Origin of the sequence: Variovorax nitratireducens (assembly GCF_051216545.1) — a bacterium.
Lineage (GTDB): Bacteria > Pseudomonadota > Gammaproteobacteria > Burkholderiales > Burkholderiaceae_C > Variovorax.
In genome coordinates, this window is sequence record NZ_JBPJZO010000001.1 from 170,805 (window position 1) to 195,785 (window position 24,981).

General features: G+C 66.7%; 18 protein-coding genes. 12 read left to right on the forward strand and 6 right to left on the reverse strand.

Going from position 1 to position 24,981, the window contains the following annotated elements:
* Positions 1-105: 105 nt before the first annotated feature.
* From ACSFA8_RS00900 to ACSFA8_RS00930, 7 genes are all read left to right on the forward strand, one after another.
* Positions 106-918 (forward strand): helix-turn-helix domain-containing protein, encoded by an 813-nt coding sequence (locus ACSFA8_RS00900; protein ID WP_435477644.1) that lies wholly within the window; start codon positions 106-108, stop codon positions 916-918.
* 16 nt (positions 919-934) lie between these two features.
* Positions 935-1,810: a branched-chain amino acid ABC transporter permease gene (locus tag ACSFA8_RS00905; RefSeq protein ID WP_435477645.1), complete on the forward strand. Its 876-nt coding sequence runs from the start codon at positions 935-937 to the stop codon at positions 1,808-1,810.
* Positions 1,811-1,893: 83 nt separating this feature from the next.
* Positions 1,894-2,970: a branched-chain amino acid ABC transporter permease gene (locus ACSFA8_RS00910; RefSeq protein WP_435477646.1), complete on the forward strand. Its 1,077-nt coding sequence runs from the start codon at positions 1,894-1,896 to the stop codon at positions 2,968-2,970.
* Between the two features lie 334 nt (positions 2,971-3,304).
* The gene (locus ACSFA8_RS00915) at positions 3,305-4,126 is read left to right on the forward strand and encodes an ABC transporter ATP-binding protein (RefSeq protein WP_435477647.1); all 822 of its coding nucleotides are present in this window, start codon (positions 3,305-3,307) and stop codon (positions 4,124-4,126) included.
* A 340-nt stretch (positions 4,127-4,466) separates the two neighbouring features.
* On the forward strand, positions 4,467-5,240 hold the full coding sequence (locus ACSFA8_RS00920) for an ABC transporter ATP-binding protein (RefSeq protein WP_435477648.1): 774 nt from the start codon (positions 4,467-4,469) through the stop codon (positions 5,238-5,240).
* A gap of 6 nt (positions 5,241-5,246) precedes the next feature.
* The gene (locus ACSFA8_RS00925) at positions 5,247-7,103 is read left to right on the forward strand and encodes an AMP-dependent synthetase/ligase (protein WP_435477649.1); all 1,857 of its coding nucleotides are present in this window, start codon (positions 5,247-5,249) and stop codon (positions 7,101-7,103) included.
* A gap of 23 nt (positions 7,104-7,126) precedes the next feature.
* Positions 7,127-8,290 carry an ABC transporter substrate-binding protein gene (locus ACSFA8_RS00930; RefSeq protein ID WP_435477650.1) on the forward strand — a complete coding sequence of 388 codons (1,164 nt, stop codon included), beginning with the start codon at positions 7,127-7,129 and terminating at the stop codon, positions 8,288-8,290.
* Between the two features lie 111 nt (positions 8,291-8,401).
* On the opposite strand, the gene ACSFA8_RS00935 is transcribed toward ACSFA8_RS00930, so the two are convergent.
* Positions 8,402-8,581, reverse strand: coding sequence for a DUF3606 domain-containing protein (locus ACSFA8_RS00935; RefSeq protein ID WP_435477651.1), 180 nt, complete (start codon positions 8,579-8,581; stop codon positions 8,402-8,404).
* 205 nt (positions 8,582-8,786) lie between these two features.
* Between ACSFA8_RS00935 and ACSFA8_RS00940 the strand changes: the two genes are divergently transcribed.
* A complete protein-coding gene (locus ACSFA8_RS00940; RefSeq protein ID WP_435477652.1) occupies positions 8,787-11,375 on the forward strand; it encodes an ATP-binding protein in 2,589 nt (862 codons plus the stop codon).
* Between the two features lie 159 nt (positions 11,376-11,534).
* Here ACSFA8_RS00940 and ACSFA8_RS00945 read toward each other — a convergent pair whose 3' ends face one another.
* The gene (locus tag ACSFA8_RS00945; RefSeq protein ID WP_435477653.1) at positions 11,535-15,320 is read right to left on the reverse strand and encodes an alpha/beta fold hydrolase; all 3,786 of its coding nucleotides are present in this window, start codon (positions 15,318-15,320) and stop codon (positions 11,535-11,537) included.
* Positions 15,317-16,840, reverse strand: a complete 1,524-nt coding sequence (locus ACSFA8_RS00950; protein ID WP_435477654.1) for a metallophosphoesterase family protein — start codon at positions 16,838-16,840, stop codon at positions 15,317-15,319. Before ACSFA8_RS00950 ends, ACSFA8_RS00945 begins: the two co-directional genes overlap by 4 nt.
* Positions 16,841-16,849: 9 nt before the next feature.
* On the opposite strand from ACSFA8_RS00950, the gene ACSFA8_RS00955 reads away from it, so the two are divergent.
* Together ACSFA8_RS00955 and ACSFA8_RS00960 are read left to right on the forward strand one after the other, a co-directional pair.
* Entirely contained in the window at positions 16,850-17,725 is an 876-nt protein-coding gene (locus tag ACSFA8_RS00955) for a GNAT family N-acetyltransferase (RefSeq protein ID WP_435477655.1), read from the forward strand.
* A 153-nt stretch (positions 17,726-17,878) separates the two neighbouring features.
* Positions 17,879-19,348 carry a cytochrome P450 gene (locus tag ACSFA8_RS00960; protein WP_435477656.1) on the forward strand — a complete coding sequence of 490 codons (1,470 nt, stop codon included), beginning with the start codon at positions 17,879-17,881 and terminating at the stop codon, positions 19,346-19,348.
* Positions 19,349-19,376: 28 nt separating this feature from the next.
* Here the strand turns inward: ACSFA8_RS00960 and ACSFA8_RS00965 are convergent, their stop codons facing one another.
* The 3 genes from ACSFA8_RS00965 to pstS all read right to left on the reverse strand — a co-directional run bounded on the left by ACSFA8_RS00965 (position 19,377) and on the right by pstS (position 22,994).
* Entirely contained in the window at positions 19,377-21,587 is a 2,211-nt protein-coding gene (locus ACSFA8_RS00965; RefSeq protein WP_435477657.1) for a phosphocholine-specific phospholipase C, read from the reverse strand.
* Positions 21,588-21,608: 21 nt separating this feature from the next.
* Positions 21,609-21,830, reverse strand: a complete 222-nt coding sequence (locus ACSFA8_RS00970) for a hypothetical protein (RefSeq protein WP_435477658.1) — start codon at positions 21,828-21,830, stop codon at positions 21,609-21,611.
* 147 nt (positions 21,831-21,977) lie between these two features.
* Positions 21,978-22,994: a phosphate ABC transporter substrate-binding protein PstS gene (gene pstS / locus ACSFA8_RS00975; RefSeq protein WP_435477659.1), complete on the reverse strand. Its 1,017-nt coding sequence runs from the start codon at positions 22,992-22,994 to the stop codon at positions 21,978-21,980.
* Positions 22,995-23,304: 310 nt separating this feature from the next.
* Between pstS and ACSFA8_RS00980 the strand changes: the two genes are divergently transcribed.
* Complete coding sequence (locus ACSFA8_RS00980; RefSeq protein WP_435477660.1) at positions 23,305-24,630, forward strand: MFS transporter; 1,326 nt, start codon at positions 23,305-23,307, stop codon at positions 24,628-24,630.
* A gap of 93 nt (positions 24,631-24,723) precedes the next feature.
* Complete coding sequence (locus ACSFA8_RS00985; protein ID WP_435477661.1) at positions 24,724-24,849, forward strand: hypothetical protein; 126 nt, start codon at positions 24,724-24,726, stop codon at positions 24,847-24,849.
* Positions 24,850-24,981: the final 132 nt, after the last annotated feature.

The window sequence follows — 24,981 nt, forward strand, 5'->3', positions numbered from 1 at the left end:
GTCCCCGCGCAAATGACCCGCTTCTTGTCGACCTGCCCCGCTACGATGCCCCGAGGACCCGGCTGGCTCCGCCATCCGACGCCACGTGCAGGAGACAACAAGAGCATGCAGGAGACGACCAGGACGTTGCGCACGCCGCGTGGCGAGCGCCTCATGTGGATCACCACGCAGCGCGTGTTCTATGCGGGTCTGCTGGGTGCCGCCGGCGAGCGCACGCTGGGCGGCCACGGCGTCTATGTGTCGCCGGCCGGCGCACCGCCGAACCGCATCTGCATCGGTGGCGGCGCCTGGCAGAGCGGCGACCTGCTGGTGGTGCCGCCGCAGGTGCCGCACCGCGTACAGAGCGCGAGCCCGCTGATCCTCAATCTGCTGATCGAAGCCGAGTCGGTCGACGCGGCGCGCCTGCCAGCGGTTCTGCAGCACTGCGGCCCGGTCGATGCGCCGGCCTTCGTGCAGCGCGTGCGCGACGGCCATGCGCGGTTGCTGTCGGCGTCGGGCCGCGAATGCTTCAACAGCTTCGACTTCGACACGCTGTTTTTCGGCGCCGCACTGGCGCCGCGCCCCTTCGACGCACGCATCCGCGAAGTCATCGACCGCATCAACGCCGACCCGGCCGACCCGGCCTCGGCCGAAGCCTGCGCTGCGGCGGTGCACCTGTCGTTCTCGCGCTTCCTCCATTTGTTCAAGCAGGAGACCGGTGTGCCGTTCCGCGCATTCCGCGCGTGGAAGCGCGCGCGCAGCCTGCTGCGCCATGTGCGCGAGCCTTCGACGCTGACCGACATCGCGCTCGACACCGGCTACCCCGATTCCACGCACTTCAGCCATTCGATCCGGCAGGTGTACGGCCTAAAGCCGAGCGACATCCTGGCTGGCTCGCGCCGGCTGGCGTTGCACGACGCCGGGCGCGTGGTGCTGTGAACACCGGAGGCCGTTCTTGCAAGTCATCCAGCTGCTGATCTCGGGCATTGCGCAAGGCTGCATCTACGGCCTGATCGCGCTCGGCTTCGTGCTGATCTACAAGGCCACCGAAACCGTGAGCTTCGCGCAAGGCGACCTGATGATGCTCGGCGCCTTCGCGGCCTTTGCCGGCATGGCCATGTTCGGCATGCCGTTCTGGCTGGCCGCCGTGCTCGCGGTGCTGGCGATGGCGGCGCTGGGCGTGCTGCTGGAACTGGTGGTGATCCGGCCGATCCTCGGCCAGCCGCAGTTCTCGATCGTCATGCTCACCATCGGCATTGCCTACGTGGCGCGCGGGTTGATCACGATGATCCCGGGCATCGGCACCGACACCAACACGCTGCCGGTGCCCTACAAGGACCAGGTCTGGAACCTCGGGGCGCTGGTGCTCAATGTCGAGCAGATGGTGATCATCGCGGCTACCGCCGTGCTGTGCGGGCTGCTGTTCGCGATGTTCCGCTACAGCAAGCTCGGCATCGCGATGCAGGCTTCGTCGCAGAACCAGCTCGCGGCCTACTACATGGGCATTCCGGTCAAGCGGCTCAACGGGCTGGTGTGGGGGCTCGCGGCGGCGGTTGCGGCCATCGCCGGCATGCTGCTCGCGCCCATCACCTTCGTGCACGCCAACATGGGCTTCATCGGGCTCAAGGCCTTTCCGGCCGCGGTGGTGGGCGGCTTCGGCAGCCTGCCGGGCGCGATCGTCGGCGGCCTCGTGATCGGCGTGGTCGAGTCGTTCGCGGGCTTCTACCTGCCCGACGGCTTCAAGGACACGGCGCCCTACATCGTGGTGCTGCTGATGCTGATGATCAAACCCAACGGCCTGTTCGGCGAGAAGCTGCGCAAGAAAGTATGAGCCCCCACGTTCGGCCCTTCGTGTCTTCTCTGCCCCGCGGTGGGGCGTGGCCTCGCCTTGTGGCGGCCGGGCGGGAGGCCTGAATGCGCTTCATCTTCAAGACCAGCTACGCGCAGGACATCGCGCTTGCCAAGCATGGCGGGCACCGGCTCTGGTACGGGCTGCTGTGCGTGGCGCTGGTGGCTGCGCCCTGGCTGGTGCCGGAGTACTGGCTTGCGCAGCTCACCTTCGTGCTGATCTACGGCATCGTCGGCCTCGGGCTGATGCTGCTGGCCGGCTTCACCGGGCAGTTCTCGATCGGGCACGCCGCGTTCCTCGGAACCGGCGCCTACACGCAGGGCGTGCTCACCAACATGGGCGTACCGTTCCCGATCGCGCTGCTCGCGGCGGCGGCGCTGTCGGCGGGCGTCGGCGTGGTGGTGGCGCTGCCGGCGCTGCGGGTCAAGGGCATCTATCTCGGCATCGCGACGCTGTCGTTCGGCTTCATCGTCGAGGAGGTGTTCGCGCGCTGGGAGAGCGTCACGGGCGGCAACTCGGGCCTGCACGTGAAGGCGCCGTCGCTGTTCGGCTGGCAACTGGGGTCGGGCGAGGGCTTCTACTTTCTGTGCCTGGCAATCGCGCTGCTGGCCACGCTCGGCATCCTCAACCTGTTGCGCTCGGCCACGGGCCGCGCCTTCGTCGCGATCCGCGATTCGGAGATTTCGGCCCAGAGCATGGGCATTCATCTGGCGCGCTACAAGACGCTGTCGTTCGCGATCTCGGCGGCGCTGGCGGGCGTGGGCGGCGCGCTCTATGCGCACAAGCTCAGCTTCATCTCGCCGGATCAGTTCAACATCCTGCAGTCGATCGACCTGCTGTTGATGGTGGTGATCGGCGGGCTCGGGTCGGTGCACGGCGCGTTTCTCGGCGCGATCTTCCTGATCGCGATGCCGCAGCTGATCTCGCTCGGCAAGGACTATTTGCCTGCGTTCATCGGTCAGGCGCCGGGGTTGCAGGGCTTCGTCTACGGTGCGGTGCTGATCGCGTTCGTGCTGTTCGAGCCGCTGGGCCTGTACGGCCGCTGGTTGAAGGTGCGCACCTGGCTGCAGCTGTTTCCGTTCTACCGCAAGGGGTTGTTCAAGCGGCAGAAGTCGTTTACCAAGTCGGATCGGCTGCGATGAGAACCCGTTTTTCGTTTTCTTGCGGACTGCGTGGTTTGGGGCGTTCGGGTCGCTGCGGGCGGGATCAGGCCGACGGCGTACTCTGCTCCGCGAATGTCCCCCGGCCTGCGGCCTCCTCCTTTATTTCGCTGCGCAGAGCACACCATCGGCGCGATCCGTCAGAGCCGTGGTTCATCGACGAATACGACGCAGCGTGTCCCGTGCCGAGGGCATCGGGTGCCTCCCGCAGCGAAATAAAGGAGGAGGCGAAGCCGGGGGACATTCGCGGAGGGAGGTACCCGGTGTCCTCGGCACGCACCCCGAACGTCAGCGCCAGCAAGTCAAACCACCTGCCATGACCAGCACCGATGTCCTCCTAGAAGCCAAAGACCTGAGCGTGCGCTTCGGCGGCGTGCTCGCGGTCAACAAGGTGAGCTTCGACGTGCGGCGCGGCGAGGTGTTCACGCTGATCGGGCCGAACGGTGCCGGCAAGACCACGGTGTTCAACCTCATCAGCCGCATTTACACGCCAACCACGGGCGAGATCACCTGGCATGGCGAGGCCGATGGGCCGATCGCATTGACGCACCAGGCACCGCATGCGATCGCCGCATTGGGCATTGCGCGCACCTTCCAGAACATCGAGCTGTTCGAGCACGCGACGGTTCTGCACAACCTGCTGATCGGCCGGCACACGCACCGCCAGACCGGCTTCTGGAGCGAGGTGTTCTTCACCCCCGCCACGCGCCGCGCCGAGATCGCCGCGCGCGAGAAGGCCGAGCAGGTGATCGATCTGCTGGACTTGCAGCACCACCGCGATTCGATGGTGGCAGGCTTGCCTTACGGTGTGCGCAAGGTGGTGGAACTGGCCCGCGCGTTGTGCACCGAGCCCAAGTTGCTGCTGCTGGACGAACCGTCTTCGGGTCTGAACGTCGAAGAGACGGCCGACATGGCGTTCTGGATCCAGGACATCCAGCAGGAGCTCGGCGTGTCGGTGCTGATGGTGGAGCACGACATGTCGCTGGTGTCCAAGGTGTCCGACCGGGTGCTGGCGATGAACATGGGCGAGGTGTTGGCCACCGGTACGCCGCGCGAAGTGCAGTCGGATGGCAAGGTTATCGAGGCGTATCTGGGGACTGTGGACGACGTGAGCAGCTTGAGGAGGGCTGTGGCGTGACTGGCGCTTCAATCTTCGTTTCCCATGGTTGGATCGCCCGGTGTGCGGTGCGGGCTGGCCGACCCTGCTGCGCCGGCCTTGGTGGTGGTGTGAAGGTCTGCGCATTCCGGATGCAACCCCCAAGTGTCCACGTCGGTGGGTGGTATGCGCTGGGGCGGCCGTTGAGGCACCGCCGAGCAGCACAGCGGCAGGCGGATCAGGGCCGCGTGCTGTTTGAGCGAAGCGAGTTCACGCGGACCCCGCCTGCCGCGAGCAGCGCAGGGCAGCCCGAAGGGCCGGTGACGTCGGCCGCCCCAGCGCATGCCACCCGCCGACGCACCCCAAGCATCAGGGCCCTCCAATGACCGAAGTCGTCCTCCAACTGCTGAACGTCGAAAGCGCCTACGGCCCCATCAAGGCCATCCGGGGCGTGAGCCTGAAGGTGCGCGCCGGCGAGATCGCCACGGTGCTGGGCTCCAACGGCGCCGGCAAGACCACCATCCTCAAGACCATCTCCGGCATCATCGATCCGCGCAAGGGCAGCATCGAGTTCAAGGGCCACAACATCACGGCCAAGGATCCGGCCTTCATCGTGCAGCAGGGCCTGAGCCATGTGCCCGAAGGGCGCGAAGTCTTTCCGCTGCTGTCGGTGAAAGACAACCTCCTGATGGGCGCCTACACCCGCAGCGATCGCGACGGCGTCGCGCGCGACATGGAAACGGTGTTTCGCTACTTCCCGATCCTGCACGAGCGCGCCACGCAGGACGCCGGGCTGCTCTCCGGCGGCCAGCAGCAGATGCTGGCGATCTCGCGCGCCATCATGGCCGCACCGGCACTGATCCTGCTCGACGAGCCCAGTCTCGGCCTGAGTCCCAAGCTCACCAAGGAAATCTTCGAGATCGTGGTGCGCATCAACCGCGAGCGCGGCACCACCATCCTGCTGGTCGAGCAGAACGCCAACATGGCGCTCAATGCCGCGGACTACGGCTACGTGCTGGAGAACGGCCGCATCGTCATGGAAGACATCTGCGAACGGCTGCGCGAGAAGGACGACATCAAGGAGTTCTACCTCGGCCTCAAGGACGACGGCGTGCGCGGCGAGCGGCGCTGGAAGAAAAAGAAGACCTGGAGATAAGCCGCCATGCAAGGACTCTGGGATCTCTCCACCATCCAGCCCGGCAAGGACGTCGTGGTGCCGGGCGACACCCTGCCCGCGATGTTCTGGAACGCGGTGGCCAAGCGCGGCGATGCCACCTGGATGCGCCAGAAAAAGCTCGGCATCTGGCGCGCCTGGAGCTGGAAGCAGACCGCCGACGCCGTGCGCGAAATTGCAGGCGGCCTCATGGCGCTCGGCTTCGGCCCGGGGCAGTGTGCGTCGATCCTGTCCAACACCGTCATCGAATGGGTGCTGTGCGATCTGGCGGTGCTGAGCTGCGGCGGCGTGTCGAACGGCATCTACCCGACCGATGCCGCGTCGCAGGTGCAGTACCTCTGCGAAGACTCGCGCACCACCGTGCTGTTCGTCGAAGACGACGAGCAGCTCGACAAGGCACTCGAAGTGCGTGCCGGCTTGCCGCTGCTGCGCAAGGTCATCGTGGCAGACATGGAAGGCCTGCGCGACCTCGCCGACCCCGGCGTGATGAGCCTCGCCGCGCTGCGCACGCTGGGCCGTGAATACCTGCTGGCGCACCCCGACGCGGTCGAGCGCGGCGTGGCCGCCTGCCGGCCCGAAGACCTCGCCATCCTGGTCTACACCTCGGGCACCACCGGCAAGCCCAAGGGCGCGATGCACAGCCACGCGGGGCTGGTCTACACCGCGCGTGGCTACAACACGCTGGTCGCGCAGGACGAGCGCGACGAGCGCATGTGCTTTTTGCCGCTGTGCCACATTGCCGAGCGCATGGGCGGCGAGTACTTCGCGATGTACACCGGCTCGATCCTCAACTTCGTCGAGAACCCGGAAACGGTTCCCGAGAACGTGCGCGAGATCGCGCCCACGGTGTTCACCGCCGTGCCGCGCGTGTGGGAGAAGTTCTATTCAGGCGTGATGATCGCGCTCAAGGAAGCCGGCCCGCTGCAGCAGGCTGCCTACAAGTGGAGCATCGGCGTGGGCGAAACCATCGCCGCGAAGGTGATGGCGGGCGAGGCGGTGGGCGGCGGGCTCAAGCTCAAGTTCCGCCTGGCGCGCCTGCTCGCCCTCGACAACGCGCGCAAGCTCATCGGCATCCACCGGGCGCGCTTTCTGGTCACCGGCGCGGCGCCGATTTCGCCGGAACTGGTCAAGTGGTACCTCGCGCTCGGTGTTCCCATGCTTGAGGTGTGGGGCATGACCGAGTCGTGCGGTGCCTCGACCGCGGTGCCGATCCAGCGCATCAAGCCGGGCTCGATCGGGCCGGCCACGGCCTACAACGAGGTGCGCATCGACGCGGCCACCGGCGAGATCCTGGTGCGCGGCCCCAACGTGTTCATGGGCTACCTGAACCTGCCCGAGAAAACTGCCGAGACGATCGACGCCGAAGGCTGGTTGCACACCGGCGACGTGGGCGTGATGGATGCGGACGGCTACTTCCGCATCACCGACCGCATGAAGGACATCATCATCACGGCCGGCGGCAAGAACGTGACGCCGAGCGAACTCGAGAATGAGCTGAAGTTCAGCCCCTACATCACCGACGCGGTGGTGATCGGCGACGCCAAGCCCTACCTCACGGTGATCATCATGATCGACCAGGAGAACGTCGAGAAGTATGCGCAGGATCACGACGTGCCCTTCAGCAACTACCAGAGCCTGACGCGCGCGCAGGAAGTTCTGGATCTGATCCAGGGCGAGCTGGAGCGGGTCAACGCCAAGTTCGCGCGGGTCGAGCAGATCAAGAAGTTTTTTCTGCTCGAAACCCAGCTCAGTGCCGAAGACGAAGAACTCACGCCCACGATGAAGCTCAAACGCAAGCTGGTGCAGACCAAGTACGCGGAGCGCATCGAGGCCATGTACAGATGATTTTTACAACGAAGGAGATGGTGATGAAGACATTGACAGCGTTGACCATGGCCGCTTCACTCGCGCTCGGCGCGGGCGTGGCGTCGGCACAGCAAGGGGTGAGCAAGGACGAGATCCGGGTCGGCTCGATCCAGGATCTGTCGGGCCCGCTCGCGGGCTACGGCAAGCAGGCGCGCAACGGCATGCAGTTGCGCGTGGACGAAATCAACGAACAGGGCGGCGTCAACGGCCGCAAGCTCACGCTCTTCGTCGAGGATTCGGGCTACGACCCCAAGAAGGCGGTGCTGGCCGCGCAGAAGCTGGTCAACCAGGAAAAGATCTTCATCATGGCCGGCCACATCGGCACCGCGCAGAACATGGCGGCGATGCCGGTGCAGTTTGAAAAGAACGTGATCAACTTCTTCCCGATCACCGCCGCGCGCGAGATGTACGAGCCCTTCCACAAGCTCAAGTACTCGTTCGCCGCCACCTACTACGACCAGGTTCGGCACGCGCTGCCGAAGATGATCAAGGACAAGGGCGCCAAGAAGATCTGCACCATCTACCAGGACGACGACTTCGGCCTTGAAGTGCAGCGGGGTGCCGAGGCCGGTGTCAAGGTGGCCGGCATGGAGATCGCCGAGAAGACTTCGTTCAAGCGCGGCGCCACCGACTTCAGCTCGCAGGTCGCGAAGATGAAGGCCGGCGGCTGCGACCTGGTGGTGCTCGGCACGATCATCCGCGAGACCATCGGCACCATCGGCGAGGCGCGCAAGACCGGCTTCAACCCGACCTTTCTGGGCACCAGCGCCGCCTACACCGACCTGATCCACAAGCTCGGCGGCAAGCCGATGGACGGCATGTACGCCACGATGACGGTGCAGAACCCCTACACCGACGAGCAGTCGCAGCCGCTGCGCTTCTGGGCCAACAAGTACAAGACCAAGTTCAACGAAGACCCGACCGTGTTCAGCGTCTACGGCTACTCGATCATCGATTCGTTCATCAAGGTGGCCCAGAAGGCGGGCCCCAACCTCACGACCGAAAGCTTCATCAAGGTGATGGACTCGATGACCTTCGAGCCCGACATGTTCGGTGCGGCGAAGAGCACCTATACCGCCACCAAGCGCCTGGGCAACGACCAGTCGCGCCTGTCGCAGATCGTGGACGGCAAGTGGAAGGTGATCTCCGACTACGTCACGCCCTGACGCCCTTTTCGACGCCCGCGGCGATCGAGGCGCGCGCGCCTCCGGTGTCTTGCATCACGAACGTATTGACGACCCTGGTACCCGCGCGATCGCCGGGGATCGTCGATCCGCTCAGCGCTTTCCGAGATGCTCGGCGATGGTTTGGGCAGAAACGCCGACCTCGGCCACGGCCTTGCGAAGGTCGGCTTCGCTGACGTCGAGGTGCTGCGTCCAATACCGGATTTCGTGTGGCTCGTTGATGTCGATGCGGCTGCGGTCTTGCGCGCTGATACTGGCGAAGTCGTCGGACATGATGGGTGTTCTCCTTTGGAAAAGTAGCACCTTCCCACGCGCGGGCGCTGTCGCAATGACGGCCGGCGGGCAACTTCGTGCAGGACGAGCGCCCGTCTTGGCAGGCCGCCCACAATTGTTACGGTTGTTGTTACTTTAGACTGACGCGGTTACAACCCTGCCTTTGTCCGCGTTTTGTCCGCGTTAATACCGCTTGAGGTCGCTCGTGCTTCCCAATGATTCGATCTACCGCTTCGACAACATCGAATTGCGTCCTTCCACGCGGCAGCTGCTGGTAGAGGGCCAGCCTGCCAGCCTGGGAGCCCGCGCCTTCGATGTGCTTTCGGCATTGATTGCCCACCGCGAGCGGATGCTGACCAAGAACGAACTGCTCGAGATGGTGTGGCCGAATCTGGTGGTGGAGGAAAACAATCTGCAGGTGCATGTGAGCGCGCTGCGCAAGCTGCTGGGGCCGCAGGCCATCGTCACGATTCCGGGCCGGGGCTATCGCTTCGCAGCCGCGCTGGACGCCCTGCCTGCTTCGCCTGCGGTCGCCGCGGGCGCCGTCGCGCCCGCACGGAGCCCCAAGGGCGCCCCCGTGGCAACCGCTGCCAGGGCTCTGCGCTCGGACACCGGCAACCTGCCCGCACTGCTGCCCCCCTTGCTGGGCCGGGATGCCGAACTGGCGATGCTGCGCGAACTGGTGCGGCAGCATCGGCTGCTCAGCGTGCTGGGGCCGGGCGGCATCGGCAAGACCAGCCTCGCCCGGGCAGTTGCCCGCCAGGTGGCGCACGACTTCCGGGACGGCGCCTGGATGGTGGAACTGGCCTCCATCTCGGATCCGGCCGCGCTGCCCGGCGCGGTGGCGCTGTCCCTGAGCATCAACCTGCCCGAACGGGCCGACGCGAGCGTCGAACTGGCCGAACGCCTGCGCGGCCACGAACTGCTCGTGCTCGACAACTGCGAGCACCTGATCGAGCCCGTGACTGCGCTCGTGGGCCACCTGCTCGAAGCGGTGCCCAGCCTGCATGTGCTGGTCACGAGCCAGGAGCCCTTGAAGCTGGCTGCCGAGCGGCCGGTTCGGCTTGGCGCCCTGGCGGTGCCGGACCAGGCCGTCCTGGCTGACGCCGCGACGCACGGTGCCGTGGCCCTGTTCGTGGCCCGCGTCGACGCCATCCAGCCGGGCTTCCGGCTCGACGAAGGCAATCTGGAGGCGGTGGTGGACATCTGCCGCGAGCTCGATGGATTGCCGCTGGCGCTGGAACTCGCCGCTGCGCGCGTGCCGCTCCTGGGCGTGCAGGGCGTGCGGCAGCACCTGGCCCAGCGCCTGCATGTGCTGAAGAACGGCGTGCGCGATGCGCCCTCGCGCCATCGCACCCTGCGCACCACGCTCGACTGGAGCCATGCGCTGCTGAGCCCGGACGAGCAGAAGGTGTTCCGCCGGCTCGGTGTGTTCGTTGGCGGCTTCGGCCTCGAACTGGCGCAGCAGGTGGCGTTTGACGAGCACATCGATGTCTGGGCCGTGCTGGACCATCTCGGCGACCTGGTCGACAAGTCGATCGTCGTAGTCGACGCAGGGCCGGTGCCGCGCTACCGCCTGCTGGGGACGGCCCGCGCCTACGCCCGCGAGCAGCTCGAGGCGGCCTCCGAATGGGAAAGCCTGCGGCAATGGCATGCGCGCTGCATGCACTCGGCGCTTGACCGCCGAACCCGCGCCGACCGCCTGGGGCACGAGACGACGGATCAGTGGGTGCTGGCTTGCAGCCCCGAGATCGACAATCTGCGCAGCGCGATTGAATGGGCCTGCGGCCCCGGCGGCGATGCCGCGCTGGCGCTCGACCTGGTGAACATCGCCGCTGTGCTGATGTACCAGGCAGGCCGCTACCCCGAGTGCGTCCGCTGGATGCTGATGGCCGAGCCCCTGATCGACGAGGCCACGCCGGCGCAGGTGGTGGCCGAGTTCAGTCTCGGCCTGGCGCTGGTCGGGCTGCACGGCGGCATCAGTGCGCAGCGGCGGATGCAGCTGCTCGACCGCGCCTGCGACATCTTCGAGCGACAGCCGCCGCACGGCCTGCTGGCCCTCACCCTCTGCTCGAACGCTTACGTGGCAGCTGTGAGCGGCGATTTCGACAGCGCCGAGCGCAGGCTGGTGCAATGCCGCGAGCTGGTCGAGCAACCCGGCCTGCGCGCCTTCAAGGGCACCTGGCTGTTCTGCATGGGCTTGGTGCGGCGCTACCAGGACCAGCCCGTCCAGGCGTTGACTGCCTTCTCCCAGGCGCTGCCGCTGGTGCGGTCGGAGGGCAACGCGCGCACGCTGTTCCATGTGCTCAACAACCTGGCTGCCATGCATCACGAACTGGGGCACGTCGACGAGGCAGTTGCCCAGTTCCGCAGGCTCATCGAGCATTTGCAGCGCTCGCCGCTGACCGATGCGCAGATGATGGCCTTCGCGCTGAACTGGTACGCGCATGCGCTTACCGGCCAGGGTGCGCTCAAGGAGGCCCAGGCCCAGGTGCTTCGAAGCCTGCCACATTGCCGCCGTTCGGTCGGCCTGCGCCACTTTGCGGGCATGCTGGCATTGCTCGCGGCGCGCCAGGGCCGGCTGCGCGAGGCGGCGCTGCTGATCGGCTGCGACGACGCCGCGCGCCAGCGGCGCGGCGAGCGGCGCGCGCCCAGCGACATCCGCACGATGGCGGCCGCGCTGGCGCTCATCGGCGCCGCGCATCCGGCGGCCAGCTTCGAGGCCTGGCGCCTCGAAGGAACCGGCCTCGACGAGGACGCCACCGTGGCGCTGGTGACTGGACATCCCGGTTGATCGACTGAGCTTCACGCGGCTTTCACGCGACCTGCGGCACAAGAGGCCGCGTGCCCCGGTCGGGAAACACCGCGGAACCGGCTTCGCCGGGCCGCTGGTGTTGCCCCCGGAGAGGGGGTTGGCGGACCACACGAAGTGGGGAAGCCTGGGGGAGAGCCTTCATCTGCGTTCGAGCTGCGTGATCAGGTAGGGGAAGACGTCCCGCGCCGCATCCCGCCCGATGAACAGATCCATGTGGGCGTAGCCGTCGAAGATGTGGCGCGTGTAGAGCGCCGGGTCGTTGAAGGCCGACAGCCAGCTCTGCGTGCGGATGCAGGTTTCCGGGAAGAAGAGCTGGTTGCCGGCGCCGGCCACGAAGCTGATCGGCAGCGCCAGCCGCGGCGCGTTCTCGGGCACGACGTAGACGTCCCGCCCTTCGCTGTCCACCGCCTTGGCCTGCTGCATCATCAGGCTCAACTGCTCGAAGGGGCGCAGCGACACGCAGCCGAACATTTCCGCCAGCGCCGTGTGGGTGGCGTTGTTCAGCTGCGCATGCGCGTACGAGGGGCCGAAGATGGAGAACACGCGGCGGCACAGCGGGTTCTTGCATTCCTCGCCGGAGGGAATGGGCACCTTCCAGGCGAGCGTGTCGATTTCGCGGTCCAGGTCGGTGGTGCCGGGCACGTTGTCGAAGTGATCCTCCAGCGGGGCATAGCCTTCCAGCAGCCGGGCCAGGCCGAGGTCGGCCTTGGCGTAGTTGAGCCAGTTCGTCACCGGATGGAGCGTCAGCTGCGAGGAGACGATCGACCGCACGCCGGTCATACCGTCGAGCAGGGCCATCAGCAGGCTCATCGAGCCGACGCAGTGCGCGATCGCCTGCAGATCCCGTGCGCCGGTTTCCTGAAGGATGAAGCGGACCGCGGCCGGCCAGTCGACGCGGGCGATGTCGTCAATCGTGAAAGGGGCGATCGGGCTGCCGGAATCGGGGCTGGCCCGGTAGTCGAACAGCCACACGTCATAGCCGCGCGCACAGAGCGCTTCCACCAGGTTCTGCTCCACCGTGTCGGTGGCGAAGGACGACGCCCGCACCGAGAAACCCGGCGCCAGCACCACCGGCCCGCGCGCGCCGCCGGCATAGCGGGTGAGCTTGATGCGGAAGCCGTCGCCGACGTCCAGGCTGTGCGGCACCGGCGCCGGTGCGTGCAATGCGCGCCGCTGCAGCTGCGGCAGGTCGAGCGCCGGGAAGTTGTTCAGGTTCGACAGCAGGCCGCCGTAGGCGCGGAACAGCGTCGTGCCGAAGAAGCCGCCGAACTTGGCCAGGTAGACGGCGTTGATGGCGTTGCGCGCGGCCGGCACCTGCTGCTCCAGCTCGCCCAGCAGGTTCGCGGGCGGCTCGAGCCGGATGGAGGACGACTGCCACAGGAGGTCTTCGAGGTCCAGCGTCAGGATGCCCTGCGCGACCAACGGGCTCGCGGCGTTTTCCACGTCGTGCACCCGCACGAACAGCGTGGTGGTGTCGGTCCAGGGTGAGGATCCGGGTCGCTGGTGCAGCAGCTTGTGGCCCTTGAAGCGCAGCCGCGAGTCGCCGCGCTGCAGCATCATCTCGTAGGTCATGGTCCAGGTTTCCACGCGCTGCGCGTCGGCCGGCAGCAGGTGGAACACGCCGCTCGCCACCGGCATCGGCTCGTGCCACAGTGCCGGGCAGGTGACGGTGCCGGAGATGGTCGCGGCGTGGGTCGGATCCGAGACCATCGCGTACAGGTCGTGCGTGTGGATGGTCAGCTCGAAACGCATCGTCTGGTTGCGCACGCGGCCCCAGGCACTGGCGACTTCGTAGTCGTTGGCGATGCGGGGTGCCGCGTGGGGGCGCGCGACCACCGCTTCGGTGCTGATCCAGCCCTGCATGGTCTCGGTGAACTGGAAGCTCGGGCTGAGCAGCGCCGGATCCTTCTCGATGAGGAGCTTGATCGCGTGCTTCGCCAGATCGATGGCGCCCGCTTCGAGATGGCCGGTCACACTCTGGAGGAGCGCTTCGGCGTCGTGCGCGATCGACGAGAGCCCGTGCTCCAGCCGCTCGAGCAGGCTCGCACGAGGCGCGGCGGGCGGTGCGGCGGGCGTCACGGCAGGAGGCGAGGATGCTTTGCGCGCCGGCAAGACCTGGCGCGGCTTCAGGCCGAGTTCGGCCGCCCAGCCCCGCGCGTCGCACAGGTTCTGGCAGGCGCGCTCTGCCAGCGCGGTGATGGTCAGCAGCGGATTCACGCCTGCCGCGCCCGGCAGCACCGCGCCGTCGCAGACGTACAGGCCCTCGTGCACCGCGTCGCCTTCACTGCCCGAGAACACCTGGCTCTGGTGATTGACCACGCCATCGCGCGCGCTGTCACCCATGCCGCAGCCGCCGAGCGGGTGCACGGTGATCAGCTTGCGGCCGAGCGATTCGCTCGACAGCGGATTCGGGATGAACTGGCCCTGAACCGCGTCGTTGGCGGCCTTCAGCCACGCCTCGTCCCTGGCGATCGTGGGACTGGCGCCGGCGTTCGGCCAGTCGATGCGCAGCCGGTCGTCCTCGAGGTGCAGGCGGCCGGCCGCCTCGTCCACGCTCATCACCAAATAGGTCTGCGTGCGGGCCACCGCGCCGCTGTAGGCCAGCCTGGTCAGGCTGCCGGGGTCGTTCTGCACCGCCTCGCCCAGAACCTGGGCATCGAGCAGACGGGGCTTGGCCTGCGTGGCGCCATACGCGAACTCGCCGCCCAGCATCGCGTCGGCGAAAAACAGCGCGGGTGTCAGCATCGTGGCCAGCGCACCGGGGAGCACGCCCTCTTCGATCACGAGGCCGTCGCCCACGTCGGCCGTCTGGCGCATGTCGATCACGCCGGTGATGCACGGCCCCGGCAGATCGGCCAGCGCGACCTCGTTGCGCCCCATGCCGACACCATTGATGTTGCGCTGAACCGTCTGGCCTTGGGCATCGGTGTCGGACTGCCAGTAGCTGTTGTAGCCGAGGGCGAGCACGTCGCCATTGCCCGAGAAGCGCTGGCCGAGCCGGTCCGACAAGGGCAGGCCGTGGGCCTTGGAACGCAGCAGGATCTCGGTCGAGCCCAGGGCGCCCGCGCCGACCATCACCACATCGGCGGTGACGCTGCGCCGGCCGACGGCCTCCTGCGCGCCCGAGCCCTCCGAGCCCTCCGAACCCCGCAAGGCGACCTCGTCGAAGAACACGCGCCAGCGCTCGCCGTCGCGCTCGACGTGGCTGACCCGCGCGCCCGTGAAGATCTGCGCGCCGTGGCCGTGCGCGTCGGGCAGGTAGTTCATGCGTGTGGTGTTCTTCGCACCCACGTTGCAGCCGCTGGTGCAATCGCCGCACAGGTTGCAGCGCGGCTGCGTCACGCCGAACGGGTTCACCTGGTCGACGAAGTTCACGGCGATCGGCGGGCGCTTGAACGGCTTTTTCATCGTCGCGGCCGATTTCTGCAGCGCCAACAGTTTGTTCAGCGGAGGAAAGTGCTCCGAATCCTCCGGATAGGGCGAGGGGTCGAGCATCTGCCGGGCCCGTGTGATGTAGGGGTCGAGCAGCTTCGGGTCGCGGCGGAACTCGGCCGGCCAGGGCGTCGCGTCGAACAGGCGCGGATCGATCTCCAGCGCGACGTTGGCATTGATCAGCGAGGTGCCGCCCAGGCCGCAGCCCACCATCGCCAGCATGTCGTCGTTCAGGTGCAGGTTGTACAGGCCGTCGGGCGCGCCGAGCTTGCCGCGCGCACCGTCGATCTGCATGTCGGCCTGCGCGGTGGAGAGGTCGTTCGGGAACTGGCCGGGCAGGATCTCGCGGCCGCGCTCCAGCACGCAGACCGTCTGGCCGGCACGCGCGAGGCGCGAAGCCGCCACGCCGGCGCCATAGCCGGAACCGACTACGACCACCGTGTAGTGCGAGGCGATCTCGCCGAGCGGGAGGGAAATGGGCTTCATCGTCATGCCTTCGCCTTTGCCATCGTCTGGGCTCCGGCCGCCACCGCCGCGACCGAGGCGGTGAAGAATTCGTCGAGCAGTAGCGTGGCGCGGCTCTGCGTGGCCTGCTGCGCGTTGCGCGAGAAAGCCTCCCACGCCGGTGCGGTGCATTCGATGCCGGCGGCCAGCGCCGCCAGCATCGGGTTGTCGCGGTCGCGGAAGCCGCCGCCGCCCCGTGCGTGCACCGGGGGCACGCGGCCGTTCACCGGGTCGTTGAACAGCCGCAGCGACGCGATGTTCAGCGCATCGTCGATGAACATGGCCGAGGCGCCCTGCGTGGAGGTCATGGTGGGCTGATCCATCACCCAGCCGCCGGTGTTGAAGATGCCGACCGGCCGGTCGAAGCCCGCCACCGGCAACTCGTCCTCGAACGGCTTGTGGCTGTGGCCGAAGACGAAGCTGAAATCCAGCTCCGAGGGCTTGAGCCCGGCCTGCTCGAGCTGCAGCTTCACCGGCCCCGACAGGTACCAGCGCAGATCCGCCACGTCATCGGCACTCATCACTTCGGAATAGCCGTCGCGCTGCGACTCGGCGCCCCGGCCCAGCGTGGCGTCGAGCGTGCCGAGCACGAGCTGGTTGACGGTGATGCCCTGGAACACGGCCATGCTCCCGCTCATGCCGAAGTTCTGGTCGAGCTTGGTCACCAGCAGGGCGGCCAGCCGTTGCGCGAAGTCGTGTGATGCGGCGGCATCGCGCATCACCTCGTAGAGCTTGCCGGCGCCAGCCCCGGTCATGCCCGAGCTGCCGAGGTCGGACCACATGAAGTCGACCCAGGCGCCGTTCTGGCCCTCCAGATCCGAGACCGTCACGGCGCGGGGGTTGCGTCCCGCGCTCCGGCCCGGGGCCTGCGCATTCAGCATCGTCATCACCCGGTACATCGGGTCGATGTAGTGCCCGTGGTGCAGCACCACGCAACGGCGGCGCGACGCATCGAGCAGGCCAAGATTCGGGTAGGCGATGTCCACCCGCGCGTCGGCCAGGCCCGGGCAGCCGGCCGCCAGCCGCGTCAGCATCGCCGAGCCGATCCGGGCGGCCTCGGCCTCGTCGCCCGCGGGCTCGAACAGTGCGGTGTGCTTGATCAGGTCGTCTTCGATGCGACCCTGCTGCAGCGCGTCCTGGTACTGCTGATCCTGCGCGATGCGCCAGAGATGGTGGTCGTGGTTGCCGGGCACGTACAGCACGCGCGGGGCGAAAACCGGACGGCCGCCGTCCTGCATCACCGTCTCCACGAAGCACCGGAACGCCGCCGCCACGTCGCCCATCGGCGACAGGCCCATGTCGAGCACGTCGCCCAGCAGGATCAGCGTCGGGGGCGGGCCCTCCATGGTGGACAGCAGCTGGCGCAAGGCGCTGCCGAAGGCGATCTGGGTGTCGCTCGGGCGGCCGGGATCGGGCCGACCCTGCGCGTCGGCATAGGTCAGGGTGCTGTAGGCGGCGCCGAGGTGGAGGTCGGACAGGCAGACGTAACGCGGTGCATTCAGGGCCATGGTTCGTGGGTGGATCAGTCGGATCAGTCGAACCCGGCTGGATCCGTGCCCGGACTGTCGCCGAAGGCGGCCGCGGCGTCATGGATGCGGCCCTTAAGCGTTCTGAATTCGCAGGCCGGCGGCCGCCCTGAAGCGGGCTTCAGCATGTTTCAGTACTACTTAAGGACTGAAAAGGCGTGGCGCGAGAAGCTTGGCGCCTCTTTCACAAGCCAATGGAACAGCGCCATGCGCCATGCGAACACCACCCCGGCCGCAGCCATCGCCGCGACGCGGCGTGCCGTGGGACTGCCTCGGCACGTGCGGCTGCGCAATGGCGCGGAGGCCCAGATACGTACCGTACGTTCAGACGACGCGAAGCGCTTCGGCGGCTTCGTCGCGGGGCTGTCGGCCGTGTCGCGCGGCGAGCGCTTCGGCCGCGGCCTGGGTGCCTGCTCGCCGGCCATGCTGGTGGATCTGGTCAACGTGGACGGCGTTCGCCATGTCGCTTTCGTCGCCACGCTGAGCGCGGACCATGACGAGGAGGTGATCGGGGAGGCGCGCTACGACGTCGGCGCGGACGGCGAATCCGCGGCGCTCACGCTGGTCGTGGCTGACATCTGGCAGGGCCAGGGGCTGGCCGACCCCTTGCTCGATCACTTGCTTGGGGCGGCGCGCGATGCCGGCCTGCGCCGGCTCGTGGGCGAGGTGCCTTCTTCCGACCACCGGACGATCCGCTTCATGCAGCGCATGGGCTTCGTTGCATGCGCCCAGGGCGAAGATCGGGTGGTGCTGCGCATGGAGCTGAAGCGCGGCGTGGCCTCGCGGATGCCACAGGCGTCCGCGCCGCGGCCCGTGGACGTTTTGCGGCGCTGGCTGGACAACCAGCTCTTCCAGTTCGGCTTCTGATGGCAGTCGTGAATAACCTCCCCCAGGCTCGCCACTGCGTGGACTTCGCCCCCCCTCCTGAAGGAGGGGGCGAGCGCCTTCGGGCGGCCGGGCGGCGCTCATCGCGAGATAAGATGCCGCGCTTTTGGCGCGCCGGCGCACGAAGGGGCCGACATGGCGATCACCACCGATGAACCGCGTGCGGATGCACCCGTGCGTCGCATTCGCGAGTTGCCAGGGCCCCGCGGCCTGCCTCTGCTGGGCAATGCCCTCCAGATCGAGCGCGAACGCCTGCATCAGCAGGTCGAGCAGTGGGCGCGGGAGTACGGCGAGATCTACCGGTTCCGCATCGCCTCCCGCGAGTTCGTCGTCATCTCCAACCCTGGGACGGTCGCCGCGGTGCTGCGCGACCGGCCCGACGGATTCCAGCGCGGCGCAAAGCTCAACGCAGCGGCTCGCTCGCTGGGCTTCAATGGCCTGTTCACCGTCAATGGCGACGAATGGAGACGGCACCGGCCCATGGTGCTGCGCGGCCTGGATCCGGCCCACATCAAGGCCTTCCATCCCATGCTGGTGAAGGTCACGCAGCGCTTCGAGCGCCGCTGGCGCCAGGCCGCCGACGCCGGGCTTGCCATCGACCTGCAGGCGGATCTGATGCGCTACACCGTCGACGTGACCGCCGGCCTGGCCTTCGGCACCGACATCAACACGCTGGAGTCGGACGACGAAGTGATCCAGCAGCACCTGGACAAGCTGCTGCCGGCGCTGGCCAAGCGCGTGCTGTCGCCGCTGCCGCGCTGGCTGACGCGGCGCGACCGGGCGGTGGAAGAGGATCTGGTGGCCGTTCACGGCGCGGTGAACGGCTTCATCGCCGCTGCGAGGCAGCGGCTCGCCGACGACCCTGAACTGCGCGAGCACCCCCGCAACCTCATCGAAGCCATGGTCGCCGAGCGCGACCGGCCCGGCTCCGAGCTGACCGACGAGGACGTCTCCGGCAACATGCTGACCATGCTGCTGGCCGGCGAGGACACGACGGCCAACACGCTGGCGTGGATGGTCTGGCTGCTGCATTGCCATCCCGAAGCCGCGCAACGGGCCACCGAGGAAGTTCGCCGCGTGCTCGGCACCCAATCCCATCCCACCCACGAGCAGTTGGGCCAACTCGATTTCGTGGAAGCCTGTGCGCACGAGACGATGCGGCTGAAGCCGGTTGCCCCGCTCCTCATCCAGGAGGCAGTGCGCGACACCGTGGTGGACGGCGTGGCCGTGCCTGCCGGCACGCCGGTGATGTGCCTGATGCGCCCCGGGGCCGTGAATGCCGCGCATTTCGCCGATCCCCAGGCGTTCCGGCCGGAACGCTGGCTCGCCGGGGATGGTCCGGGCCGGGCGGCGAGCTCGGCCAAGCGGGTCGCCATGCCTTTCGGCGCCGGGCCGCGCACCTGTCCCGGCCGCTACCTTGCGCTGTCGGAGATGAAGATGGTGGCCGCCATGCTGCTCGGCGCGTTCGAGATCGCCGACGTCTCGACCGCTGACGGCACGAGCGTGCAGGAGCGGCTGGCGTTCACGATGTCGCCCGTGGGGCTGAGGTTGCGGCTGCGCGCGGGCCTGACCGGACGGCATCTGCCATCCATGACGACCGGGTGAACCGCGCCGTGACGCCCGGCGCGCGGCCTCAGACGCCGGATTGCCCCATTGCTGGATCGCTGACCGAGTGGCGGCCGGTTTCGACACGGCCGGCAAAGCGGCGCGACCACACCGGGTCGGCATCGCACTTCACCTCGAAGTCGTACCACTGGCCGCTGCCGTCCAGATCCCAGTGCCTGCCGGCGTCTTCGCCGCCCTTCAGGCGCACGCGCCACGCGCGGTCGCCGCGATCGGGCAGATAGGCCTTTGCTTCCACAGTGAACCAGCATGCGCGTTCGCCGTCGTTGCGCAGCTTCAGATGAATTTCACCGCGACGCACCTGGTAGCCCACGCGAATTTCGGGCTCGGGCGCGCCACGCGATTTCAGCGTGTTGAGATCACCGGTGAAGTGACGATGGAATCCGTTGGGGCCCAGCACCCACAAGTCGTATTTGCCGGCGTTGTCCGCGCCCGCAGACCAGTCGTCATCGAGGCGCTCGTTGGCCTCCACCATGTAACGGCGCGGAAGCCGATCGAGGTTCAGCTTGTCGTAAACATGGAAGACTGCAGCTGCGTCGCCAGTGTTGGCGAAGATCAGCTTGACCTGGCCACGCAACCCGTCGCATCGTGCGCTCGCATGCAACTCATACGGCAACGCGCGTGAAGGCCGCGTACCTGTTGCCTGAAGCGGCAGCAACGCGTTCGCCGGAGGAACAATCTGGGCAAGGGCGTCCTGCGCAGCGCGCAGCGCGTCGGCCTGAGCGCGCGACTTGCGGCCGGCCAGCGTCGGCAGGCGTTCGTCGTTGGGCCGCTCGAAATTGAAGGCGCTTGTCAAGTCGCCACACACTGCGCGCCGGAATGGACTGATGTTGTCCTCCTTGACGCCAAAGCGTTTCTCGATGAACCGGATCACTGACGTGTGGTCGAAGGCCTGCGAATTGACCCAACCGCCCCGGCTCCAGGGCGACACCACGTACATCGGTACGCGAATGCCGGGGCCGAAGACGCGACCGTCGGGTGGCGGCTGGCTGGTGGTGCCGGGCGGCGCCGGGTAGTTGAACCGCTCGTACGCGACCTGCGAAGCCCGAAGTGTTGTCTTGCCGGCTGACGTGCCATCGGCGTTGATGGATGGCGCGGCAGGCGATGGGTAGTGGTCGAAATACCCGTCGTTCTCGTCGAAGTTGATGAACAGCACCGTCTTGCTCCAGACCTCGGGCACCGCGGTCAGTGCGTCCAGCGTTTCCTGGATGTACCACGCGCCCTGCACCGGGCTCGACGGACCTGGGTGTTCAGAATAGGTGGCCGGTGCGACCACCCACGACACCTGCGGCAACTTGCCGTTCTTGATGTCCTGGCGAAAGCGCTCGAAGTAGCTGTCGGCATTGCCGTACTCGCCGGGCATCGTGTTGGCAATCCCCTTGTACAGCGGGTTGCCCGTGTCGTCGCTCGCCGGATCATAGGCGGGTGACAGCGCCTCGTTGCTCACGGGTTTGCCGGACGCTTCGTTGGCCTTGCGGTACTGCTTAAAGCCGGCGAGCGGATTGTCGCCAAAATTGTCAGGCATGTTCTGGTAGACGATCCAGCTGACCTTGGCTTCCTGCAGTCGTTCGGGATAGGTTTTCCACTGGTAGCCCAGCGTCGATGCATCGATCGAATCCCATTCGTTGTTGACGGAGGCGACGCCTGCTCCAGTGGGGCCGTTGGTGCCGGTCCAAAGGAACATTCGGTTGGAGTTGGTGCCGGTGTGCATCGAGCAGTGGTAGCCATCGCACAAGGTGAAGGCATTGGCCAACGCGAACTGAAACGGCAGTTCCGCCTCCTTGTAGTAGCTCATCGCGTTGGCGCCCTTGAACTTGGGCCACTGGTAAGTGCGTCCACCATCCCAGGCGTTCTCGCCATCGATCCACGAGTGCGGCGTGCCGCTGACGCGCTGCGCGTTGCCTTGGGTCTGATCCAGGTGATAGGGCAACACAGGCTGTCCGCTGGCGTCCCCTTGCTGCCACACGCTGCGTCCCTGTGGCAGCGGAATCGTGAAGCGGTCGCCGAAACCGCGCACTCCCTTCATCGTCCCGAAATACTGATCGAACGAGCGGTTTTCCTGCATCAGGATCACGATGTGTTCAACGTCCCTGATGGTGCCCGTCGCGTTGTGCGCGGGGATCGCAAGCGCACGCCGGATGCTGGGCGGGAAGGTGGCCAGCGTGGCGGCGGCCAGGCCACCGGTTGCGCTGCTTTTCAAGAATTTGCGGCGTGAGGTCATGCTCTTCTACTGTTGGATTGATCAGGGTGCGTAGCGGACATCGGTGTCGCTGTTGCTTGAAGAGGAGGACTTGCCATCCTGCGCCGCGGTCTCATTCGAGGCAGCGCCCGACTTGGCCGCGCTCGAGTTCAGTCCTGTTGCAGCCGTGCTACCAGCTCCGCTGCTGCCACCCCCGCAGGCGGCCAGCGTCATGGTGAGGGCCATTGCGCACAGCCGCCATAGCCGCTTTGCAGGTTCATGCATGGGATGCTCCTTGGTTGTCAGAGCATTAGAGGCAGCGACCATGACAGGCCGGTGAAGCATTGGTAACGGAAGGCGCTCGAGTGAGCGCATCGTCCGGTTTCGGGCATCCCGTCGAACAGGACGGCGAAGGCTACGAGCGCTGGCGGCTCACCGCTCCCAGGATGCTTCGATCTGGCGGACCAGGTTATCGGGCAAAGGAACGTAGTTCAACTTGCGGGCATCAGCCTTGCCCTGCTCGAGCGAGAACCTGAAGAAGTTCATTGCTTCGGCCGAGCGTGCCGGTTCGCGTCCATGCCGTGGAACCAGCGCGAAGGTGGTGGCAGTGATCGGCCAGGATTGCTCGCCGGGCGCGTCTGTCAGCAACTCATAAAAGTCCGGGCTCCTCCATGTGGCGCTGGCGGCGGCGGCCTCGAAGCTCTCGATCGATGGGCTGACAAAGGCGCCGCTCCTGTTGCGCAGCATGGTGTACGTCATCTTGTTCTGGATCGCGTACGAGAGCTCTACATAGCCGATCGATCCCTTGGCGTAGTTGACGTAGCGTGCCACGCCATCGTTGCCGCTGCCGCCTGTGCCCACGGGCCATTTGAGCATCGTTCCTTCCCCGACTTTCGTCCTCCATTCCTCACTCACTTTGCCGAGGTAGTTGGAAAAGTTGAACGTAGTGCCCGACGCATCGGATCGATACGTCGCACTGATCGGCAGGTTTGGAAGTGTCAGATCAGGGTTCAGGGCGGCAATCGCCGGGTCGCTCCAGTTCGAAATCTTCCCCAGATATATGCCGGCAAGCAGGTCGCCAGTCAGGCGCAATTTGCCTGGCGCGACGCCATTGAGGTTGACCACCGCGACCACTCCTCCGATCACGATCGGAAACTGCATCAGATCTGCAGACTTGAGTTCGTCGGGCGACAACGGCTTGTCAGAAGCGCCGAAGGTTGACTGGCCAGATTTGACTTGCTGGATACCGGCTCCAGAGCCGATGGCAAGGTAGTGCACTTTGGAGCCGGTTTTGGCGTAAAAGCCTGCCGCCCATCTCAGCATGATCGGGTAAGCGAAGGTCGAGCCCGAGCCCGTGAGGTCAGTTGCACCGGACGACTGCGCACCGAAGGTGGCGAACGAAACAGTGAAGGTTGCCAGAAGCGCTCGAATGCCGTTCGTTGCTCTCATACGGATCCTCGAAATGTCGGGTATCGCAACTATGAATCCGCGGGGTGTCCGTTGCCTACATGCCGAATGGCTGAGTATTGCGATTCAAGCGGCCTAGCTACGATGGCAAGCTGCGTGTTCGAATCGTCCGCCGGGCCGGACGCGTGCGGCACGCGATACCAGTGCGCACCTGCGCTCCATCAGCATTTGAAGGCTCGGGAACAGCGGCTGCGGCGATCCACGGCGTCGCTCCACACCAGACGCTCGGGTGTACGCCGGCGATTTGGCACACTCGCGCGTGGCTGACCCACACCCGAGGAGAAACAAAACGATGAACACAGCCACCCTGGCCGCCGGAGCCGCCGCGCCACCGCTGGCCGAGACCAGCGACGACACGCTCTTTCGCAAGATCACGTGGCGATTGCTGCCGCTGCTGTTTGCCTGCTACGTGCTGAACTACCTGGACCGCACCAACATCGGCTACGCGCAGTTGCAGATGAAGGATCAGCTCAATTTCAGCGATACCGTCTTCGGCCTCGGTGCCGGCATCTTCTTCATCGGCTATGCGGTGTTCGAGATTCCGAGCAACCTGATGCTCGCGAAGATAGGCGTGCGCACGACGCTGCTGCGCATCATGGGCCTGTGGGGGCTGACCTCGGCCGCGATGATGTTCGCGACGACGCCAACGCACTTCTACGTGCTGCGTTTCCTGCTCGGCGTGTTCGAGGCCGGCTTTGCGCCGGGCATCCTGTTCTACCTGACGCTCTGGTTTCCCGCCGGGCGCCGCGCCAAGGCCACAGCGCTGTTCTTCATGGGCCCCGCTGCGGCGCCCCTCTTTGCGGGGCCGCTGGCAGGCATCGTGATGACCAGCCTGGACGGGGCATACGGCCTGGCGGGCTGGCAGTGGCTGATCCTGGTCGAAGGCGTGCCGAGCGTGATGCTGGGCGTGGCCGCGTTCTGCCTGCTCTCGAACACGCCCGCCGACGCGCCCTGGCTGAACGATGTCGAGAAGCAGCGCGTGCGCCATCTGCTGGAGCACGATCATGCGGCGCACGGTTCACACGAGCGGCAGACGGTCGCCAGCGCGCTGCGCGACGGGCGCGTCTGGCTGCTCGGCTTCATCTCGTTCCTGGTCATCCTCGGCGTCTACGCGATGGCGTTCTGGCAGCCGACCATGCTCAAGGGCATGGGGCTGACGGTGCTCCAGATCGGCTTCTATTCAACGGTGCCGGCGCTGGCGGGCATCGCCGCGATGATCATCATCGGCGGCCACTCGGATCGCCAGGGCGAGCGCCGGTGGCATTTCGCCATCACTGCCTGCATCGGTGCGCTCGGGCTTTCGCTGACGACGCTGTTCATGAAGAGCCCGGTGCCCGCCGTGGCCTGCCTCGCACTTGCCGCCATCGGCATCTCGAGCGCGTTCACGATCCTGTGGACGGTGCCGGGAACCCTGCTGTCGAAGAACGCGGCAGCTGCGGGCATCGCGCTGATCTCGACCATCGGCGGCTGCGCCGGACTGGTCGCACCGTTGGTGGTGGGTGCGATCAAGACCGCTACCGGCGGCTTCACGCTGAGTCTGTATCTGCTCAGCGGCGCACTGGTGCTGGCGGCACTGCTGATGCTGGTCGGGCTGCGCCTGCACGGCAAACCCGGTTGAGCTGTTGGAGCCGGCCGAGCGCGGCATCCGCGTGGCGGCCCTACCGGGGGTCGACCCTGGAAGGGCACCACCGGAATCCGTCAAAACCCGGAAATGCCAAAAGGCCCGCGCCGACGATTCAGCGCGGCGCGCCTGGCCGCGCATCGCAGCAAGCTGGGCTGGTCGGCGGCGACGTACGGCAAGCTGGTGGGCATCGGCGGGCAAACCATCTACACGTAGCGTGCAGGCGCGGCCGTCGTTCTGAGGCAAGGCGAATTCGTTCGAATTTGAGAACTATTGCCCTATCTTGTTTGCAACAGGTAATCAATACTTCTGCGCCGGATATTCGCAGCAGTAGAGCGGAATCGTGAG

Bases quoted from the DNA above. Each gene is read 5' to 3' on its own strand.
- ACSFA8_RS00900 (WP_435477644.1), top strand. From the start codon at position 106: ATGCAGGAGACGACCAGGACGTTGCGCACGCCGCGTGGCGAGCGCCTC.
- ACSFA8_RS00910 (WP_435477646.1), top strand. From the start codon at position 1,894: ATGCGCTTCATCTTCAAGACCAGCTACGCGCAGGACATCGCGCTTGCC.
- ACSFA8_RS00915 (WP_435477647.1), top strand. From the start codon at position 3,305: ATGACCAGCACCGATGTCCTCCTAGAAGCCAAAGACCTGAGCGTGCGC.
- ACSFA8_RS00920 (WP_435477648.1), top strand. From the start codon at position 4,467: ATGACCGAAGTCGTCCTCCAACTGCTGAACGTCGAAAGCGCCTACGGC.
- ACSFA8_RS00925 (WP_435477649.1), top strand. From the start codon at position 5,247: ATGCAAGGACTCTGGGATCTCTCCACCATCCAGCCCGGCAAGGACGTC.
- ACSFA8_RS00930 (WP_435477650.1), top strand. From the start codon at position 7,127: ATGAAGACATTGACAGCGTTGACCATGGCCGCTTCACTCGCGCTCGGC.
- ACSFA8_RS00935 (WP_435477651.1), bottom strand. From the start codon at position 8,581: ATGTCCGACGACTTCGCCAGTATCAGCGCGCAAGACCGCAGCCGCATC.
- ACSFA8_RS00945 (WP_435477653.1), bottom strand. From the start codon at position 15,320: ATGACGATGAAGCCCATTTCCCTCCCGCTCGGCGAGATCGCCTCGCAC.
- ACSFA8_RS00950 (WP_435477654.1), bottom strand. From the start codon at position 16,840: ATGGCCCTGAATGCACCGCGTTACGTCTGCCTGTCCGACCTCCACCTC.
- ACSFA8_RS00960 (WP_435477656.1), top strand. From the start codon at position 17,879: ATGGCGATCACCACCGATGAACCGCGTGCGGATGCACCCGTGCGTCGC.
- ACSFA8_RS00965 (WP_435477657.1), bottom strand. From the start codon at position 21,587: ATGACCTCACGCCGCAAATTCTTGAAAAGCAGCGCAACCGGTGGCCTG.
- ACSFA8_RS00970 (WP_435477658.1), bottom strand. From the start codon at position 21,830: ATGCATGAACCTGCAAAGCGGCTATGGCGGCTGTGCGCAATGGCCCTC.
- pstS (WP_435477659.1), bottom strand. From the start codon at position 22,994: ATGAGAGCAACGAACGGCATTCGAGCGCTTCTGGCAACCTTCACTGTT.
- ACSFA8_RS00980 (WP_435477660.1), top strand. From the start codon at position 23,305: ATGAACACAGCCACCCTGGCCGCCGGAGCCGCCGCGCCACCGCTGGCC.
- ACSFA8_RS00985 (WP_435477661.1), top strand. From the start codon at position 24,724: ATGCCAAAAGGCCCGCGCCGACGATTCAGCGCGGCGCGCCTGGCCGCG.